Genomic DNA, 19,030 nt, shown 5'->3' with positions numbered 1-19,030 from the left:
GCCGGAGAACCGCTCAGGATGACCACCGCCGTCCGCACCAGCTCTCTACCCGCTCGCAACGACGTTCAATCGCTCCCGTCGTGGAAGCTGGTGTTGCCTCGAGGCGGCTATGTGTCCTCGATGGAGGCGTTCACGACGGCGATGGGCGTCCCTGGCTTCGTGCTGCTCGATCTGGGCACGCTGGCCGGCGGCCAGGACGCGCACCGCCTCCTCGGGCTGCGGTACCTCATCGCGAACGGCGAGGTGTGGCGGGCGCACTTCGGCTGGCAGCGCCCCCTGGAAGCCGCGCTGCGCAGGGCGCTCCTCGACGAGGAGCAGGTGCAGGAGCTCCTCGCGGCGGCGGAGGGCCTGCTCGCGCGGATCCGGGACACGCGCGCGGCGCTCACGGCCGCGGACCGCGACGGGTTCGCCCGCTACCTGGAGGGCGGGCTGCTCCGCGCGCTGAAGCGCCGTGATTTCGACGACGAGCGGCTCCTCAAGTTCCTGATCCTGGAGCAGGACGAGCCCTCGCTCCGCGACCAGGCGGCGGAGCTCCTGCGCTCCCGGGCCGGCGACCTCCTGCGGGAGGACGCGCAGGCGCTGGATCTCCTGTACGCCGCCGTGCATCGCCTGGACAGCTACCCCGCCACGACGGTGAGCGCGGGCCAGCTCAAGTACGTCCTCGTCGCGGACAAGGGCGAGATGGGCGTGCGGGCGACGCGGGAGGCGATCGTGCTCGGCAAGATCCCCGTGGTCCTCTACAGCCTGCAGGACGACGCGAACGCGCTGCAGCTGCGGATCGCGCGGGAGGGCGGCGGGTTCGGCGTGGGGCTCGAGGGGAGCTTCCGCGAGAGCTACGCGAACTTCACCCAGATCGCGGACAAGGTGAGGGCCGAGTTCGAGCGGCGCTTCGGCGACGGCTGGCAGGAGGAGCTGTCGCGCGCGGGGCTCTACCCCGGGTACGGCCCGCTGGCGGAGAACGCCGCGGCCATCCGGCACTTCCGCCAGAAGAACATCGTCTTCGTCGGCCCGATGCAGGACGTGGTGGAGAGCGCCGGCGACAAGCGCAAATTCCGCCTGATGGCCCAGGACTTCGACCCGACCGCGGTGACGCCGGGCATCGTCATCGACAGCGACGATCCGGGCGAGATCCAGCGGATCGTCCTGGAGGCCCACGCGGCTGGGCGCTTCACGTTCCCGGGGCGGCTGAAGGCCGCCAACGGCGGCGGCGGCCGCGGGCAGGCCGTCATCCCGACGGTGGAGCAGGTGCCTCAGGCCATCCAGAAGGTCCTCGGCGAGATCAAGGCGTACAACTGGCAGCCGGGCGTGATGTTCGAGCAGAACATCCCGGAGACGATCCACCTGGAGGTGCAGGTGCTGCGGGATCGCTACGGCAACGCGCGGCACTTCGGCATGCGCGACTGCAGCGAGCAGCGCGCGAGCCAGAAGATCCAGGAAGAGGCGCCGCCGGCCCTGCTCCGGCGGTACCCGGGCCTGGAAGACCGCATCTGCGGGCTCGCCGTGCAGATCGCGGACCGCGTGGGCTACGTGGGCGCGGGCACCGTCGAGCTGATGTTCAAGGAAGGGAAGTTCTACTTCCTGGAGATGAACACGCGGATCCAGGTGGAGCACCCCGTCAGCGAGGAGAGCTACGCCATCAAGCGGAAGCGCAGCCGCGTCCCCGTGAACCTCGTCGCGTGGCAGATGCGCATCGCGGACGGGCAACCCATCGATTTCGAGCAGGACCACGTGGTGCAGACCCACTGTAGCCGTGAGTTCCGCATCAACGCGGAGAGCTGGAATCCCGATCTCAGGGACTCGCGGGACGGCGGCAAAGGGCTGTTCTTGCCCAACGCGGGTATCTTCGATCGCATCGCGCTGCCCGACACCGACGCGATCCGCGAGGCGCTCGAGGAGAAGGGCCTCACCGACCTGAAGGTCCGCTTCGACTGCGGCTTCGAGGCGGGGGACGTCCTCGTGAACAAGGACCCCACGTTCGGCAAGCTCATCGTCTCCGTGAGCTGCAAGGACCCGGACAGGGCCTATGAGCTCCTGCGGCTCGCGTCCCTCGAGGTGCTGAAGAAGATGAAGATCGAGGGGCGGCAGGTGCGGCCCGACGGGACGCCCATCCAGGGCTCGCCCTTCAAGACGAACCTCCAGGATCACGTGCGCATCCTGAGGATGCCGCTGTTCAAGCGCCATTCGAGCGACGACGACACCGGACGTCACGTCAACTGGCTCGTGGCCGCGTTCCGCCAGGAGGCGTGACCCGGGCAGGCCCGCCGCGCTCCCCTGTGGGGTGAGCGCTGGCAGCGAAATAATCCGCGAACGCGCGGCCGCTCTCGCCCGACAGCGCGCCGCGGCGGATACGTCCGGCCAGAGCAGCCACGGTGAGGTGGTCTCGGGCCACAAGAAAGAGGCAATTCAGATCGCAACAGGGTATGGGGCCAGTACCCCGATGGCCCGTGCGAGGATGCCCAGCGGATCATCTCCGGCGCGGACGCCGCCGCAGAGGACGGGCGTTGGCCGCCTGCCCCCGGCGCGCGCCCCGCGCTGGGATCTCCCCGCGCTCGCCGCCTCCGCGGTCGTCGTCCAGCTGAGCTTCGCCCTCCCGGCCGCGGCCGCCGAGCCGCGCGCCGTCGTGGCGATCACCGGCCGCGCCGCCGCGCCCGTCGCGCCGCGGCTGCCCGCCGCGGCGGCGCCCGTCGAGGTGCGCGTCGCCCTGTCGCGCGGCGCGGCGGAGGAGGTCTCCAGCGACCGCGTGCGGCGCCTGCTCGAGATCGAGCTCCCGGACGGCGCGGCGCTCGCCGCCGAGCCGGTCGGCCCGCTCGGCGACCGCGTCGTGGCCGTGTGGGTCGACCGGCCCACCGCGGCGCGCCTCGAGATCCAGGTGCGCCTCGACGGCCGCGCCGTCGTGCGGCGGCAGATCGCCGTCTCCGGCCTCACCTCGGACGTGGCGGCGCGGCTCGTCGCGATCGCCGCCTCCGAGATGATCCTCGCCGAGATGCGCCGCGCGCGCGCCCCGCGGCGGCCGCCGTCGCCGCGGCGCCCCACCCAGGACGAGGTCGAGCTCGCCTCGCGCGATCTCGACACCCTGTCCGTCTCGGCCGGGCCGTACGCGGCGGTCGTCTCGGGCGGGCCGCGGGTGCTCGGCGGGGCCGGCCTCGCGCTCGGCCTGCGGCGCCTGCGGCTCACGGAGTCGCTGTTCGCCCGCCTGCTGGCCGCGCCGTCCGGCGGCGAGCCGCTGCGCTGGATCGAGGCGGGCTTCTCGGGGGACTACCGCTTCTGGCTTTCCGCCTCGTGGCGCCTGTCGATCGGCGCCACCGCCTCCGTCGCGTCGCTCAGGCTGCCCGCCGCCGTCTCCGTCGATGGCATCGCGGGCGAACGCGATACGTGGTCCGCCCGCGCTGGCCTCGGGCTCGGCGTGGAGACCCGGCTGGGCGGTCCGGTGTGGCTCGGGCTCACGCTGGACCCGGGGATCGTGCTCCGGCCTGCGCCCTACGAGGGCGCCCGCGGGGAGGCGGGCGCCGTCGAGGGGGCCTGGCTGGGGGTCGGCCTCTCGCTCGCCACCGAGCGGCGCTCCGCGCCGCCGCGGTGAGGGTGCGGCGGGGCGCCGCCCGCTGCCGCAGATCCGCGGTATCGTGATCGCCGATGGATGAAGAGATCCTCGAGCAGCTGCGCGAGCGCTACACGTCAGGGAATCTGATCGTCTTCGCAGGCGCCGGCGTCTCGGCGGCCGCGGGCATGCCCACCTGGAAGCAGCTCGCCGAGAAGCTGCGCGACCGCGCGCGGCGGCGGAGCGCGGACCCGGCGGTCATCGACGAGATCCAGCAGTACATCTCCTCGAACCAGCTCATCAACGCGCTCTCCGCCGCGAGGCTCGCGCTCGGGCCGCAGGACTTCAACTGGACCGTCGACAAGGAGCTCGACGACACAGGCCGCGACGTGCCGGAGCTGGCGCGGGCGATCGCCGCGCTCAAGCCGAAGCTCAAGGCCGTGCTCACCACGAACATCGACCGCTTCCTGGAGCGCGCGTTCCAGGGCGAGTGGCGCATGGTCGATCGGCCGGCGGGCGACGTCGCCATGGACAGGGGCTTCATCCTGAAGCTGCACGGCACGCTGCGGGCGTGGGACACCTGGGTGTTCTCGCGCGAGCAGTACGACCGGGCGATCTTCGGCTCGCCCCTGCTGCAGGACGCGTTCGGGGCCCTCTACCGCACGCACTCCATCGTGTTCGTGGGCTTCGGCCTCGCCGACGACAACATCGACCAGACGCTCGCCCGCGTGCGCGCGCTCTCCGGCGGGCAGCCGCCGGTGCACTTCGCGCTGCTCCCGAAGGGGGTGCCGCCGTTCCGCCGCCGGCTGCTCGAGGAGTCGGGCGTCCGGCTCCTCGTCTACGAGAACCAGGCGGGCGATCACGCGGAGGTCGCCCAGGTCCTCCTCGGCCTGGAGCCTGGCGCGGCGCCTCCGCCGCCGCACGCGGCGGCGCCGCCGCACGCCGCGCCGCGGGCCGCGCAGCCGTCGTCGCCCACGTTGCCGTCCTCGACCGTGGCGCCGTCCGCGCACGGCGCGACGGCGGCGCCGCGGCCGGTGCGCGTCTTCTTCTCCTACGCCTCGCGCGACGAGGAGCTCCTCGCGCGCCTCGAGGCCCAGATGACCCCGCTCAGGCGGGAGGGGCTGATCGCGCTGTGGCACAGCGGGAAGCTCGGCGCGGGCGAGGACACGGAGCGCGCGATCGGCGAGCAGCTCGAGGCGGCCGACCTCATCCTCCTCCTGGTGAGCGCGAGCTACCTCGCGTCCGAGCAGGGCGACGCGCAGGTGGCGCGCGCGATGGAGCGGCGCGCCGCGGGGCAGGCCGTGGTCGTGCCGATCCTGCTCCGCCCCTGCGACTGGGAGGCGACGCGCTTCGCCGAGCTCCAGGCGGTGCCGCGGGACAAGAGGCCCGTGACCAAGTGGCCCGATGAGGACGAGGCGCTCCTCCAGGTGGTGCGGGAGATCCGCGCGGTCGTGACGAAGCTGCGCCCGTCGCTGAGGTGAAGCGGCGCGCCCGCGCCCGAGCGGCGGCCCTGCCGCGCTCGGGCGGCGGCTCCGTCATGTGCGAGCGTGCGCGAGCGGCGGCTCGGCCGGCGCCGGGCGTATTCCGTACTCTTCCGCCTCATCGGCTCGTGAAGGGATCGCCGCTCCGCGCGATCGGCGCCGGGCAGCCCCGCGTGCCCGGAGGGCTCTCTGGATTTTCACGCGCTCTTCCGGGCCTCTGGCCTTGTCGCGCTGCGCGCGCCGCAGCGGGCGCGGATGCACATCGGGACGCGCATGCGGCTTGCTATGTCCGCTGGGCGCACAGCGCGAACGAGCGGAGAGGTGGCCATCGTGAGCCCATTGCACAGAGAACGGATGGTGACGGCGCGCGAGAGCAGCCAGCCCGAGGCGCGGTTCGCCGACGAAGAGATCCCACCCGAGTCGGGCCGCCAGCCGGCCGTGTACACGGCGCGCGGCGGGCCCACCGGAGAGCCCTGGCCGGAGCGCGCGCCCGTGCTCACGCCGGAAGAGGCGCGCGAGCTGTCCGAGCGCTGGGGCGCGATCCAGGCGGGCTTCATCGAAGCGCCCCGCCTCTCGGTCGAGCAGGCCGACTCGCTCGTGAACGAGGTGATCCAGCGGGTCGTGCAGAGCTTCCGGGAGGAGCGCGCCGCGCTGCAGCGCCTCATCGACGGTGAGCCCGGGCGAGAAGAGGCGTCGACGGAGGAGCTCCGGCTCGCCCTGCGCAGGTACAGAACGCTGCTCGGGCGCCTGCTCGCGTTCTAGCGCTCACTCCGCCCGCGCGTGAGGCGACACCTTCGCCGGGCCGTCGCCGACCGCCGCGAGGACGCGCTCCACCACCGGCGCGTGTTGCGCGAGCAGCCGGGACGGCGCGACGCCCAGGGTCACGATGAGCGCCAGGACCGACAGCAGGACGGCCCGCTCCCGGAACAGGAGCGGCGTGATCGCCGCGGCGCTCGCCCGGCCGCGCGGGATCGGGCCCAGGAAGGTGCGCTGGAACGCGCGGAACATCGTGATCCCGTTGAGCGCCGTCGCGCCCAGCATCATCACCGCGGGCACGGCGTGCACGTGCAGGACCCCGTGCAGCAGCAGATCCTCGCCGATGAACGTCAGCGCCCCCGGGAAGCCGATCGCCGCGAACGCGAGCAGAAAGAAGAAGGCGGCCATGCGCGGCGTCCTCGCCACGAGGCCGCCGAGCTCCCTCATGTCCGCCGTGCCCGTCCGCGCCTCGATCGCCCAGACGACCATCGCCACCCCGGTGACCGCGATCGAGAGGCCGAAGCTCTGGATCAGCGCGCCGCTCACGCTCTGCGGGTTCATCGACGCGATCCCGAGGAGCACGAGCCCCTTCTGGCTCGCCACGAGGTACCCGATCATCCGACGGAGATCCGTCTGCGTGAGCGCGAGGATCGAGCCGTGCACGGCGCTGATGAGCCCCAGCACGGCGAGGAACGGCATGTGCTCGGCGCAGGCATCGGGCAGGAGCGGCACCGCCACGCGGACCAGCACGCAGACGCCGACCTGCATCTCGGCGAGCAGGACGGTCACGCCGATCGGCCCTCGCTCGAGCAGCACCGGCAGCCAGCCGTGGAACGGCACGGCGGCCATGCGCATCAGCACGGAGATGCCGACGAGCGCGAGCAGCGGCGACTGCCACGCCTCTGGGATGCCGGCGCGGGCGACCTCCTGGATGTCGAACGGCAGCGCCGCGCCGCGGCGCGCCGCGAGCGCGGCCATGATGCCGATCCCGAGGACGAGCGGCGCCGCGCCGCCGATCAGGAAGATGCGGTAGGTGCGCCGGAGGAGCTGATCGGACGCGCCTTTCCCGGAGGTGAGGCGCGCGCCCGGCAGGAGCGCGGCGACCCACGCCACGGCGAGCACCGCGAGGTCGGTCGCGCAGTAGACGCCGAGGATGGCGCTGCCCGTGGCGAGCAGCGCCGCGAGGTTCGGCCGGTCGAGCGCGGCGCGCGGGCCCGAGGCGATCAGGGCGAGCAGCATGAAGCCGAGCAGCGGCAGCAGCGAGGCGCTGAAGCCGTCGAGGCCGAGGCGGAGGCGCACGCCGAGCAGGGGCACCGCCGGGCCTATCGCGTCGAGGGCGACGCCGCCGCCTGCGTGGAACACCGCGAGCGCCACGAGCGCGAGCAGCAGGGTGAGCGCCGCGCCGGCGAGGGCCACGCGGCGGGCGGCATCGTCGCCGCGCGCGCGGGAGGCGGCCAGCGCGGCGAGCGCAGGCGCGAGGACGAGCGCCGAGAGGAGCAGGAACATCGTCATGATCGCGCCCCCTTCGCGCCGGCCGGAGCGGCCGCGGGAGCCGCCGCCCCCGCGCGCTCGCCCCGCGCGCTCCCGGCGACCGCGCCGCCGGGCTCACGCTCGGCGACGCCGCTCAGCGCGGCGACCCAGCGGCGCTCGAACCGGTCGAACGCCTGCCCGAGGCGCATGCACGGCGCCGCGATGAACCGCTGCTGCAGCGCCTCCACGTGGAAGCGCTCGAGGGCCAGCCAGTACACGCGCCGCACGAGCGGCGCCGGCAGCAGGCGGGAGGCGATCCCGAGGTGCGGCAGCGGGTCGCCGGCGTGCGCGGCCCGGATCTCCTGCGCGTCGCGGAGCGCCGAGGGCGCGCGCAGCATCTGCAGGCACCGCAGGCACGCGTGCGCGAACAGGTGCACGAGAGCGAGCCTGTAATATCCGAGCCCGATCTCCACGAAGATGATCCCGACCTGCGACATCGTCGCGTACGCGAGCGCGCTCTTCACGTCCGCCTGCACCCGACCCACCAGCGTCCCGTGGACGGCCGTGAGCGCGCCGACGACGGCCACCGCCGCGCTCGCCGCGGGCGAGCGCTCGAGCACGGGCGCCGCGCGCAGCATCAGGTACACGCCCGCGTGGATCGAGATCGCGCCGTAGAAGAGCGCGCTTGAGGGCGTCGGGCCCTCCATCGCCCTCGGCAGCCAGCTGCCGAGGGGGAACTGCGCGCTCTTGCCCATCGCGGCGAGGAAGAGGCACAGCGCGAGCGCCGTCGCCCCGGAGGCGCTGATCGCGGCGGCGGGCCCGGGCCAGGCGGCCCCGCCGAACACCTCGCCGAAGCGGGAGGAGCCCGCGATCTCGTGCATCAGCACCACGCCCACGAGCAGCCCCACGTCGCAGAGCCGGTAGGTGATGTAGACCCTGAGCGCCGCCCGCGCCGGCGCCGCGCGCTCGTGGAAGAAGGCCACGAGGAGCACGCTCGTCACGCCCACGAGCTCCCAGCCGATGAAGAGCAGGTCGAGGCTCCCCGCGGACACGAGCGCGAGCATGCCCACCGAGAACAGGGCGAGGAGCAGGAAGAACCGCGCGAACCCCGCCTCGCGGTGCAGGTACGCGACCGAGAACCTGCCGGCGACGAGCGCGATCATCGAGACGAGCACCATCATCGTCGCCGACAGCCGGTCGACGAGCAGGACGACGTCGAACGCGTAGCCCGACGCCTCGAACCAGTGCCCGAGCTCCACCGGGAGGAAGGCGTAGGGCGAGAGGACGGACGAGCCCCAGACGACGAGCGAGGCGGCGAGCGAGATCGAGAGCGAGGACAAGACGACGCCTGACACGACCCGCTCGCCCGGCGTGCGCAGGAGGAGCAGGAAGGCGCCGAGCGCGGCGAAGGCCGCCGCCGGAGAGAGCACCGCGAGCGCGGTGAGCTTGCCGAGGACGAGGTCAGGCAGCATGGTCGGCGATCTCCAGGGAGGGCCGCGAGGGCGTGGCGCGGATGATGGCGGGCGGGACGAAGCCGCTCTTGCCCGCGTACCAGTCGAGCGACCGCGCCACCTCGGGCAGCGGGCGCTCCGGGGGCGTGAACGGCGCGAAGGCGCCGCGGGTGAAGCGCGCGATCTGGCCCGTCGCCGGATCGACGCAGGCGAGCTGGATCCAGCCGTTGTGGATGAGCTCGCGGAGCGCCGGCTGCCGCGCACAGATCGCCGCGGCCGTCTCCGTGCTCGTCTCCACGACGGTGAGCATGCGCACCGGCTCGTGGATCTCGATCATCTGCTTCGGCAGGCCGGTGCGCAGATCGCTCAGCGCGCCGTCCATGACCCCGAGCAGCGAGGCGAGGTTGTGCGGGAGCTTGGTGCCGGCGCCGTAGCGGAGGTTGTCGACGCGGGAGAAGTAGTACTCCAGGTTGATCCCCGCCCCGACCGGCCCGGCCGAGAGCAGGACGCGCTCGAGGATCGCGCCGGAGGGGTCCTGCGTCGGGTCGTACGAGACGAGGAACACCCGGCGGTCGAGGAACAACCCGCGGGTGAGCTCGCGGCGGCCGATCACGCAGACGGCGTTGGTGGCGTGGCCGAGCTCGGGCCGCGCCTCGCTGAGGTCCACGGCGCGCGCCTCGACATGCGCGAGCGCCTGCTCGGGGCTCAGGCGCTCCGGGGCCGACGCGAAGCGACGGCAGCGCTCGTGCGCGTGCCGCTTGCGCGCCTCGCCGAGGGCGTCCTTGAGCGCGGAGATCTCGCCGCGGTGCGACGCCGGCGCGAGGTGCTCGTCGTAGAGGACGATCTCCTCCGTCGTCGTGTTGTTCATCCCGCCGAGGAAGAAGGTCCCGTCCGGGATGTCGATGCCGCGCTCGCGGAGCTGGGCGCGCACCTCCCGATCGTTGGCCATGGCGGCGAACAGCCGCGCGTTCGGGCCGCCGTGGCGGCCGCCGCACGCGCCGCAGTCGTACGCGGACTGGTGCGGGTTGTTCACGCTGCTCGAGCCGTGGCCGAGCATCACCACGAGCGGCGCGAAGCGCCGCGTGAGCCCCATGATCTCGAGCGTCGCCGCCACCCGCGCGGCCTTCTCGGAGGCCGTGAAGGCCGCGCCTCCGCGGCCCTGCGCCGTCCGCTCCTCGTGCGGGCTGTGGAGGTGGGTCGGCACCGCGGGCAGGAGGCGGCGCTCGAACGCGCGGCGCAGCCGCGCGTACGCCCGCGGGAAGAGGGTGCGGCCGACGAGCGGGATCGTGGAGAACAGCCCGAGGGTCGGCGTGAGCAAGACGCCGCGCGAGAGGGTCCGGGTCCCGTGCCCGAGCGCATGGACGAAGCGCGCCCAGCGCCTGCGGCGCGCCTTCCGGACGAGCCCGGCGCCCTCCTCGCGGGGTCGCTCGACGATCTCGTGCGCCGGCGCGACGTTGACAGGGCAGAGGCTCGCGTGGCCTGCGTCGTCGAGCCCGCGGTAGCGGATGGGCACGCCGAAGAACCCGGCGATGCCGAGGGTCTCGTGCCGCGGGGAGAGCTCCTCGAAGTGCCGCCGGAGCCCCTCGCAGCGGTCATCGATGCAGAGCGCGACCTGGAACCGGGGCGAGCGGACCGCGCGCTCGTCCGCCGGACGGCGCAGGTTCGTCGCGATGCCGTGCAGCACCTCGACCCGGTGGTGGTGCTCGTAGGCCTCGTGCAGGAGGCGCCGCCGCGCCATCTCGTCGAGGCCCTCGAGCACCTCGAGCGCCCAGACGCGATCCGCCGCCGGGAGCGGCTGGACCTGGGCGACCGACAGCCCAGCGAGCTGGGCGAGCTGGAACAGGCGGAAGGGCCTGTCGCCGTCGGGCGAGCGCGGCGGCGGCTCGACGGGCCTCGCGGCGCGCCGGGCGTGCCCGACGAGCCCCGCGAGGGGCCCCCGGTACCCGAGCCTCCGGCGCGCCACGTCGCGCAGCGCGTACCGGGCGAGCGTCAGGCGCACGGCGAGGTACTCGAGCAGCGACGCCGGCGGCGCGCCCGCGGGCCGGTCGCTCGGCGTGTGCTCGAAGCGGTGGACCATGCCCGCCCAGCCCGGCAGCTCGAGCAGCACGCGCGTGACGTAGCCCTCCCAGTGGTCCTCCGTGACGCCGAGGTCGCGCAGGGCGGCGACGGCCACGGCGGCGGGCGGCATGTTCGCCCCGATCGCGCGGAGCTCCGCGTCGAGCCCGGCAAAGTGCGCGCCGGCCGGCCTCGACCCCTCCAGCACGAGGCCGCGGAACGCGCGGAAGAGCCCCTGCGCGCGGTCCGGCATCGCCCAGTGAGCGACGCCCTCGTCGAGGTAGGCGCCGAGGAGCCGGATGAAGGGCGGATCGATGAGCTCGGCCGGATCCTCCCCCGTGATCGCGAGCAGGAGATCGCGGTGCGATCGATCGACGCCCACGCGATCGACGAGCGGGGGCTCGGCGGGCTCCGTCGGCGGCAGCGGCACGCCGCGGCAGGTGTCCCAGAGGGCGAGCGCGGCGCGGGACTCCGGGTCACGGCCGCCCTGGTCCAGGAGGCGCGCGGCGGCGTGGGGACGCTCGGCGAGCCAGCGCTCCGTATAGACGAGGAGGCGGTGGTACGGCCCGGACGGCAGATCGGGCCGGAGCTCGCGCGTCGCTCCCGTCTCGGCGATGCGCCACCCCAGCCCCGCCTGGGTAGCGGTCTCGATGGGGAAGCGCAGCGCGAGGCGCTCGATCTCGATGCGTGACAGCGGGCCTCGGCGCTCGTCAGGCACCTCGGCGAAGCGCTCGGCGAGCGCCGCCTCGATGTCCTGGTCGTCGATGCGGCCCGACGCGATGTGCGCGCGGAACTCCGCCTCGGAGAGGTACGGCTCTGCCTCGAACAGCGCGCTCGCCGCGGCGAGCGCGTCGTGGAACGGCAGGTGTTGGAACGCGTGCAGCGTGTTGTGGTGGACGAACACGCCGATCGGCCCCTGTGCTGGCAGGAAATGACCGACGTGCTGGAGGAGGGCGCGCAGTCGCTCTTCTGGAGCTTCGCCTGCGCCGGATGTCGAACTTGGCTCGTTCATGTCAATCGTGGAGTGTTGTTATCGTCCAAAATCCGCGGCGCGCACGCGCAGTTTTCGCGCATCTCGCGCGTGGTTCACCGGATGCACGCCGGTCGCCTGGTGAGTTGCCTCGTGAGTTGCCTCGTGAGTTGCCTCGTGCCCGCCGCGCAAGCTCAGCGGCTCATCGCGGGTGCGAGCACGACCTTCTTCCGCGCGGAGAGCGGGTGCGACGACATCGGACCGTGGTCGTCGAGGCCCGAGAGCGTCAGCATCCGTCCCTCGCGCTCGAGGGTGGCCTTGAGATCGTGCAGGTTGGCCATGACCGTGTGATCCACCAGGCGGGTGTCGGCGAAGTCGATCTCGACGGCCGTGGCGTCGGGGTGCCGCGCGAGCCTCCGCTTGATCGAGAGGTAGTTGCTGAAGACGGCGGCCTGCTTGACGCGCAGCACCAGCCGCCCGCCGTCGACGCGCTCCTCGATGTCGGGCCGGAAGAGGCTCCGGAGCGGCGCGCCGTTGAGCACGTGGATGAACATCTCCACGGCGATGCCGGCCGCGACGCCCACGAGCAGATCGGTCGCGATGGTGATCACGGCGGTGGCGACGAAGACCACGAGCTGCTCCTTGCCGATGCGGAACGTGTGCACGAACTCCCTGGGAGACGCGAGGCGGACGCCCGTGAAGGTGAGCATCGCGGCCAGCGCGGCGAGCGGGATCCTGTGGATGAGCCCCGGCGCGAAGGCGACGAAGACCAGGAGGAACGCGCCATGAAAGAAGTTCGAGAGCCGGCTCCTCGCTCCGTAGCCGATGTTGGCGGAGCTGCGGACGATCTCCGAGATCATCGGCAGCCCTCCCAGCATGCCCGCGACGAGGTTGCCGACGCCGGTGGCGAGCAGGTCCTTGTCGAGATCAGCGCTGCGCCGCTCGGGATCGAGGGAGCTGACCGCCTTCGCGGACAGCAGCGACTCGATGCTTCCCACCAGGGAGAACATGAGGACATACTTGAGGGACGCGGACGAGGCGACCTGGCTGAAGTCCGGGAAGGCGATCGCCTGCACCAGGCTCCCCGGCAGGTTGACGAGGAACTTTGGCCCGATCGTGTAGATCGAGTCCGTCACCGAGAAGGTGTACGTGTGCCTGTGCTCGAGGTCGAAGACCAGCGCGAGCGGCATCGAGGCCGCGAGCACCAGGAGCGGCGCCGGGATCTTCTGCATCCATCGTGTTCTCCTGGCCAGCGCCGGATAACCGAACAGGAGGACGAGCGACAGGACGCCTATCAGGGCGATCGCGGGGTTCAGCCGGACCACGCTCGCCGGGATCTCCAGCAGCAGGGGGAGCGGCTCCTTGGCCGTCGGGGTGATGCCGAGGAGCGTGTGGATCTGCTTCGAGCAGATGATGATCCCGATGGCCGCGAGCATGCCGTGCACCACCGAGGTGGGGAAGAAGTCGCCGAGGGTGCCGGCGCGCGCGAGCGCGAAGGCGATCTGCACCACGGCGGCGACGACGATGCACGCGAGCGCGCGGCGGTAGCCCGTCGCGTTGTCCCCGTCGCCGAGCTCCTGAACCGCGCCGAGCGCGATGACGATGAGCCCCGCTGCCGGGCCTTTGATGGTGAGCTGCGCGCTGCCGAGCCAGGTGGCGATCACGCCGCCGACGACGGCGGTGAGCACGCCTGCGATGGGGGGGAATCCGCTCGCCATGGCGATGCCGAGGGAGAGCGGGAGCGCTATCAAGAAGACGAGGAACCCCGAGACGAGATCGCTCTTCCACGTGGATAGAGCAGGTTCTGGTGGTGGGTCCGGGATCTTGGGCACGGGCATGGTGGTTTTCGACCTTCGGATGCGCGGGCAGGACGAAAGTCCCGCAGTCGCCGTTCCGACCGCTGGTGGGTTGTCGCCCAGGTTCGTTCAGGCTCGTCGCACACGTGGCCAGCGCGCCGGCGAGCCGCTGTTGCGGCTCGTCTCCACGCCGGTCCTTCGCGGCGGACCTCGGACGAACTCGGGCGACGCGTTCCTAGGAAACGGGGTGGCTCGTGTCCAGCACCGGACCACACGAAATTTGGGGTTGCCGCCCTGACGCACCCGCGCCACATCATTTCACCACAAACGAATCGGCGCGCCGTGCCTGCGCGCGAATGCCTGTCCCCTACCCAGATACCCAGATACCCAGATCACCGGCACACCGAGTCCGATCTGGCCCGGGCACCACGGCACTCCGGCGCTTCGCATGGGGCGCAAATAGTCCCTGATCCCGGCCAAGGACGGCGTCGGTGTCGTGCTCCCCCTCCTGAACGAGCCGCGCGACCCGCCCTCCACGCAGCGCTGCCTCGGCGCGAGCATCGAGCGCGCTCAGCTCTCCTACCGAGGGTTGCCGCTCCTCGAAGGGGCGCTCCTTGGGTCCACCGCCCGGGCCCGTCGGTCCGCGGATCGGGCCGTTCGACCAGCGCAGCCGAGCCTCGGCGTGGGCTGCGCGCGGCGCCCTGTAGCGGGGGCTCTTCGCTTCTGGCATGGTCGCCGCCATGCTCGTCCGCAGCGCTCTCCCCTCGGTTCCACGCGGTCCGCGGCGCGACGCACGCCGCCTGACCGGCCCCGCGCTCGCGCGCCGCGCGCCGCCGCTGCTGCTCGGCGCCGCGCTCGCCCTCTCGCTCGGGTGCTCCGCCGCGCCGCAGGCCCCCGTCGCGCGCCCGCCGCGGGTCGTGAAGACGCCGCCCGCGCAGCCGAGGGCGCCGGAAGGGCCGCCGCTCCTGCCGGCCCGCGTGATCGCGGAGCTCGACGACGAGGACGCGACGTCCTACTTCGCCCGGCGCGGCGACGAGGCGCTGCTGCTCTACGCCGCGGGAGGGCGCTGGAGGACGCGCGCTCTCGGCGCGGACGGCGCGCCGCGCGGGGACGCCGTCGACGCGGGGCCGGTCGCCGCCGACGTGCCCGTCGCCGCGCTGCGCGCCACGCCGCAGGGCTACCTCGCCGCCTGGATCGAGCAGATCGACGGGAGCCGCGCGGTGCGCGTGCTCGCGCTCGACCCCGCCGGCAAGCCGAGCGCCCCGGCGAGCCTCGTCGCGCAGACGGCCGAGGAGATCTCGTGGCTCGACGTGCTCCCGAACGCGCAGGGCGCGCTCGTGCTGTGGGAGATGCCGCGCGAGGCCCAGGGCGACGCGGCCCGCGCCGGCGTCGCCCACCCCGGCGTCGACCGCGTCGACGTGGTCATGACGGTCGTGGCGCAGGGCAAGGGCGCCGCGATCAAGCCGACGGCGCCCGCGTCGGTCGCGCGCGAGGTGCTCGGGTGGCACGCGGTCGCCACCGAGCGGGGCGCGGCGGTCGCCCTCGTGCTCCCGCCGGCCGCGCCGCGCGGCCGAGGCGAGGGCAAGCCCGCGCGCAAGGCGGAGGCGGAGGACGCCGAGGAGGACGGGAAGCTCGGATCCATCGCGCTCCTGGAGATCGACGCGGCCGGGAAGGTGTCGGCGCCGGTGGTCGTCAGCCCCGAGCCGACCGCGCAGATCGATCTCGAGATCGCCTCCCTCGGTGGGCGTTACCTGCTCACCTGGACCGACGAGCGGGACATCGACGGCGCCGTCTACCTCGCGGCGGTCGAGCCGGGCGGCAAGGTGGTGGTGGCGCCGCGGCAGGCGACGCCGCCGTCCGGCGAGCAGGCGCTCGTGTCGCTCGTCGCGCCCTCCCAGGGCGGAGGCGGACGGGCGCTGCTCGCGTGGGAGGACCTGCTGCGCACCCGCGGCGGCGAGGCCGGCGGCGCGCGCGGGCCGGGGCGCCTCATCCACCTCGCGTCGGTCGGCCCGGACGGGACGCTCGGCGCGGAGCGGGCGGCGCTCGTCTTCAGCGCGAGCGGGCCGCCCGACATCGTGGCCGACGGCGACGGCTTCGCCGCGGTGACGCTCGCGCCCGCCACGCTCAAGATGGCGCGCGACGGGGCGGCCGCGCCGCCGGTCTGGCCGACGTTCGTGCGGTTCGGCCCGGATCTCTCGGTGCGGGCGGCAGAGCCGGTGCGCGCAGCGCCGTTCGCGGCGACGGACGGCGTGCCGTACCTCGTGCGCGGGCTGACGTGCCACGCGGGCGCGTGCGCGACGCTGGCGAGCGCCGCGCCCGGCCCGCAGCCTGGCGGCGCGGCGGGCGCGGCGGGCGCGGCGGGCGCGGCGGGCGCGCGGGCGCCGCTCGCGCTGGTGTCGCTCCCGGTGCGCGAGAGCGCGTGGCGCGCGCCCGCGTTCCGGGAGGACAAGGACCCGCCGCCGCGCGCGACCGCGGTGCGCGCCCTCGCCGAGGGCGACCCCATCGCCAAGGTCGCGGCGGTCGAGCTCGACGGCGGCGCGGCGCTCTCGGCGTGGGTCACGTACTTCGTCGAGGGTGCGTCGGACGCCGCGCCCCGCGGGCAGGAGGTCTCCGCGACGCTGGCGGTGCGCGCCGTGTCCCCGGGCGGCCTCGGCAAGCTGAGCGTCCTCTCGCAGAAGGCGTCGTCGCTCGGCGGCGTCGCGATCGCGGCGGCGCCGCCGCTCCCGGCCGACGCGAAGGGCAAGGGCGCGGCGCAGGGCGAGAGCGTGATCGCGTGGGTCGCGCGCGAGCGGGGTGAGACGCAGGTCTACCTGACCAAGGTCGACGCGACGGGCGCGAAGGTCGCGCAGAAGAAGCTCTCCACGGCGCCGCGGAAGAAGCAGGGCCGCGTCGTGAGCGAGGCGTCCGACGTGGCGATCGCCTACGACGGCGCGGGGGGCTTCATCGTCGCGTGGATCGACACGCGCGACGGCAACGCCGAGGTGTACGCGGCGCGGGTGGACCGCGCGCTGAACCGGACGGCGCCGGACCGCCGCATCACGAACGCGCCGCTCGACGCGGCGGAGGTGCAGATCGCGGTGCGCGGCCAGGAGGTGTGGCTCGTGTGGTCCGACGCGCGCACGGGCGGCGGCGCGGCTGCGGGCGGCGCGGGTGTGAGCGGCGGCGCGGCTGCGGGCGGCGCGGTTGCGGGCGGCGCGGCTGCCGGCGGCGGTGCGGCTGGCCAGGGCGGCGCGGGTGTGAGCGGCGGCGCGGCTGCGGGCGGCGCGGCTGGCCAGGGCGACGAGCCCGGCGGCGACATCTTCCTCGCGCGGCTCGACGCGAAGACGCTGCAGCGGATCGGCGACGAATCGCGCCTCCATGCATCCTCGGAGCACTCGCGCAGCCCGGTGCTCGCGCCGCTCGAAGGCGGGCTCTTCGTCGGCTGGATCGACGAGCCGGCCGACGAGGCCGGCGGGAACGCGACGGCCGGCGGGCGCGCGCGGCTGGTGCGGGTCGACGGCAACGGCGCGGTGCAGGGCTCGCCCGTCGTGGTGAGCGGCCCGGACGGCGCGGCGGTGTCGTCGCTCGCGCTCGCGTGCGACAAGATCTGCCGCGGCGTGCTCGCGTCGGCCCCGGGGGACTCGGTGGAGCTGAACGCCTTCACGCTGGCGCCCGGCGACGTGTCGGCGCCCTCCCTCAAGCCGCTGGTGTGGCTGACCGGCGGCGCGTCGCAGGACGTGTCGCCGGCGTTCGCGGGGCGGTCCGGCACCTCGCTGTTCTTCGCGGACGACGCGGTGAGCGGCTCGGGGCGCGTCCGGTGGATGACGATCGCGTGGCCGTGAGCGGCGCAGATCGCGCTCGGCGGCGCGTCGCGCCGCTGCGCGCGGGTGGGCTCCTCCTCGGGGCGCTGGCCTCCGCGCTCGGCTGCCCCGGGCCGCCGGAGGTGCTGGTCCCGCCGCCGCGCAAGCTGGCCGGCGCGGCGGCGCTGCCGGTCTGCAAGGACAGCGGCTGCTCTCAGGCCGGAGCGCTGCTCGCGGCCGCGCGGGCGTTCAGCGACGTGCGGCACGACTACCTCCTCGACACGTCGAGCGCGATGGTGCCGGGCCGCGGGCTGTCGAGGAGCGCGGCGGGCGCGTACTCGCCGGTCGGCCTCGCCTGCGCCCGTCCGAAGGCGGAGCCGGCGGCGCCCGTGGCGGCGGGAGCGCCCGCGGTGACGGGCGCGCCCGGGTCGGCGGCAGCGCCCGCGGCGCAGACGGTGGCCGCGATCACGGCGGCGCCCGCGGCAACGGCGGCGCCGGGCGCACCCGCGCCGGCGCCGGGCGAGCGGGCGATCGACTTCCGCTACGTGGGCATCGCCGTCGACTCGGTCCTCGTCGGCGCCGACGTCGAGCTGCCGGCGTACTTCAGCGCCGGAGGGACGCTCGACCGCCGCCGGCTGCGGCTGGTGGCGATGGCGCTGGTCGCGGACGAGGATCCTCAGTTCTTCGAGCCGACCGAGAGCGTGGTGCCGGCGGCGGCCGGCGGCTGCGCCTGCGGTCGCGCGACGCACTTCATCGGGGCCGTGAAGCGCGGCGCGATGGTCGCCTACGAGACGGACGTGACGGCCGGCGAGGCGCACGGCACGGCGCTCGGCCTGTTCAAGGCCCGGCTCGAGGCGGGCGACCGCCGGGTGACGATGACCTCGGTCGGAGAGCTGGCCATCGAGGGCGTCGAGGGCGCGCCGGTCGCGGGCGCGAAGGGGGGCGGGCAGGCGTTCGGCGCGCTGCGGATGGAGGTCAAGAAGGCGGTGCCGCTGGCGTACGCGATCTACCCGGTGGCGGACGTGTGCCGGTTCTCGCTCGCCGAGCCGGAGATCGCGCCGCTGCCCGTCGACCTCGGCGTGGTGCCGTACGGCGCCGCGGGGACGGCGCAGGCGCTCATCACGAACCGGGCGCAGGTCGATGTCCGGGTGACCCACGGCGAGCGCACGGTCGAGGTGCCCGCGCACGGGAGCGCGGAGCTCACGTTCTCGTGGACGCCGGAGGGCGCGACGGCCGGGTGCGAGCGGCAGACGCGGCGGGACACGTTCGTCGTGCAGCCGAAGGACGCGTCCGCCCCGGTGGTGCCGCGCGAGCGGGCCGTCGTGGTGCCCCTCCAGGTCACGACGGGGATGCCGACCTTCTCGAAGCACGAGCCGATCGCGACCGAGACGGGGCGGTCGCCGGACTACGGCAGGGCGAGCGTGGACTGGACGTGCCCGGCCGGCTACGTGGTCGAGCAGTGCGAGCCGCAGCTGGCGAGCTGCCTGTCATCGACGGGGAGCTGCAACGCCGAGGGATACCGGCTGACGGCCGAGGCGACCGCGGACGGGCGGGGGTGCGCGTTCCGGTGCACGGGGCCGAGCTCGTCGCTGTGGGGCGACCACGGGTGCTCCTACACGGCGGCCATGGTGTGCCGGCTGGGATGCAACTAGCTGGCTCGCCCCACCTGCCACGATCAGAACCGCCCGCGATCCAGTCGATCCCCGAGGCGCCGCCGCGACGGCGGCCGCATGCTCG

10 protein-coding genes are annotated in these 19,030 nt (G+C 74.2%); 6 read left to right on the top strand and 4 right to left on the bottom strand.

Annotation, left to right across the window (positions count from 1 at the left end; all coding sequences use genetic code 11):
• The first annotated feature begins 120 nt into the window (after positions 1–120).
• The 4 genes from ACSRUE_RS04610 to ACSRUE_RS04595 all read left to right on the top strand — a co-directional run bounded on the left by ACSRUE_RS04610 (position 121) and on the right by ACSRUE_RS04595 (position 5,778).
• Complete coding sequence (locus ACSRUE_RS04610; RefSeq protein WP_441293058.1) at positions 121–2,247, top strand: ATP-binding protein; 2,127 nt, start codon at positions 121–123, stop codon at positions 2,245–2,247.
• 205 nt (positions 2,248–2,452) lie between these two features.
• Entirely contained in the window at positions 2,453–3,577 is a 1,125-nt protein-coding gene (locus ACSRUE_RS04605) for a hypothetical protein (protein WP_441289964.1), read from the top strand.
• A 53-nt stretch (positions 3,578–3,630) separates the two neighbouring features.
• A complete protein-coding gene (locus ACSRUE_RS04600) occupies positions 3,631–5,016 on the top strand; it encodes an SIR2 family protein (protein ID WP_441289963.1) in 1,386 nt (461 codons plus the stop codon).
• 330 nt (positions 5,017–5,346) lie between these two features.
• Entirely contained in the window at positions 5,347–5,778 is a 432-nt protein-coding gene (locus ACSRUE_RS04595) for a hypothetical protein (protein ID WP_437762836.1), read from the top strand.
• Between the two features lie 3 nt (positions 5,779–5,781).
• Here ACSRUE_RS04595 and ACSRUE_RS04590 read toward each other — a convergent pair whose 3' ends face one another.
• The 4 genes from ACSRUE_RS04590 to ACSRUE_RS04575 form a co-directional block, all read right to left on the bottom strand.
• Positions 5,782–7,284 carry a complex I subunit 4 family protein gene (locus ACSRUE_RS04590; RefSeq protein ID WP_441289962.1) on the bottom strand — a complete coding sequence of 501 codons (1,503 nt, stop codon included), beginning with the start codon at positions 7,282–7,284 and terminating at the stop codon, positions 5,782–5,784.
• Positions 7,281–8,714 carry a proton-conducting transporter transmembrane domain-containing protein gene (locus ACSRUE_RS04585; protein WP_441289961.1) on the bottom strand — a complete coding sequence of 478 codons (1,434 nt, stop codon included), beginning with the start codon at positions 8,712–8,714 and terminating at the stop codon, positions 7,281–7,283. The genes ACSRUE_RS04590 and ACSRUE_RS04585 overlap by 4 nt, the downstream gene beginning before the upstream one ends.
• On the bottom strand, positions 8,704–11,760 hold the full coding sequence (locus ACSRUE_RS04580; RefSeq protein WP_441289960.1) for a YbcC family protein: 3,057 nt from the start codon (positions 11,758–11,760) through the stop codon (positions 8,704–8,706). The genes ACSRUE_RS04585 and ACSRUE_RS04580 overlap by 11 nt, the downstream gene beginning before the upstream one ends.
• A gap of 152 nt (positions 11,761–11,912) precedes the next feature.
• Positions 11,913–13,556, bottom strand: a complete 1,644-nt coding sequence (locus ACSRUE_RS04575; RefSeq protein WP_441289959.1) for a SulP family inorganic anion transporter — start codon at positions 13,554–13,556, stop codon at positions 11,913–11,915.
• 686 nt (positions 13,557–14,242) lie between these two features.
• Here ACSRUE_RS04575 and ACSRUE_RS04570 point away from each other — a divergent pair.
• The gene (locus ACSRUE_RS04570; protein WP_441289958.1) at positions 14,243–17,335 is read left to right on the top strand and encodes a hypothetical protein; all 3,093 of its coding nucleotides are present in this window, start codon (positions 14,243–14,245) and stop codon (positions 17,333–17,335) included.
• Positions 17,332–18,945 carry a hypothetical protein gene (locus tag ACSRUE_RS04565; protein WP_441289957.1) on the top strand — a complete coding sequence of 538 codons (1,614 nt, stop codon included), beginning with the start codon at positions 17,332–17,334 and terminating at the stop codon, positions 18,943–18,945. Before ACSRUE_RS04570 ends, ACSRUE_RS04565 begins: the two co-directional genes overlap by 4 nt.
• The last annotated feature ends 85 nt before the right edge of the window (positions 18,946–19,030 follow it).

It is taken from the genome of Sorangium sp. KYC3313 (genome assembly GCF_052075895.1).
GTDB lineage: Bacteria > Myxococcota_A > Polyangia > Polyangiales > Polyangiaceae > Sorangium > Sorangium cellulosum_B.
Note: the sequence above shows the minus strand (reverse complement) of the source record. Positions and strands in the feature narration are given on the sequence as shown.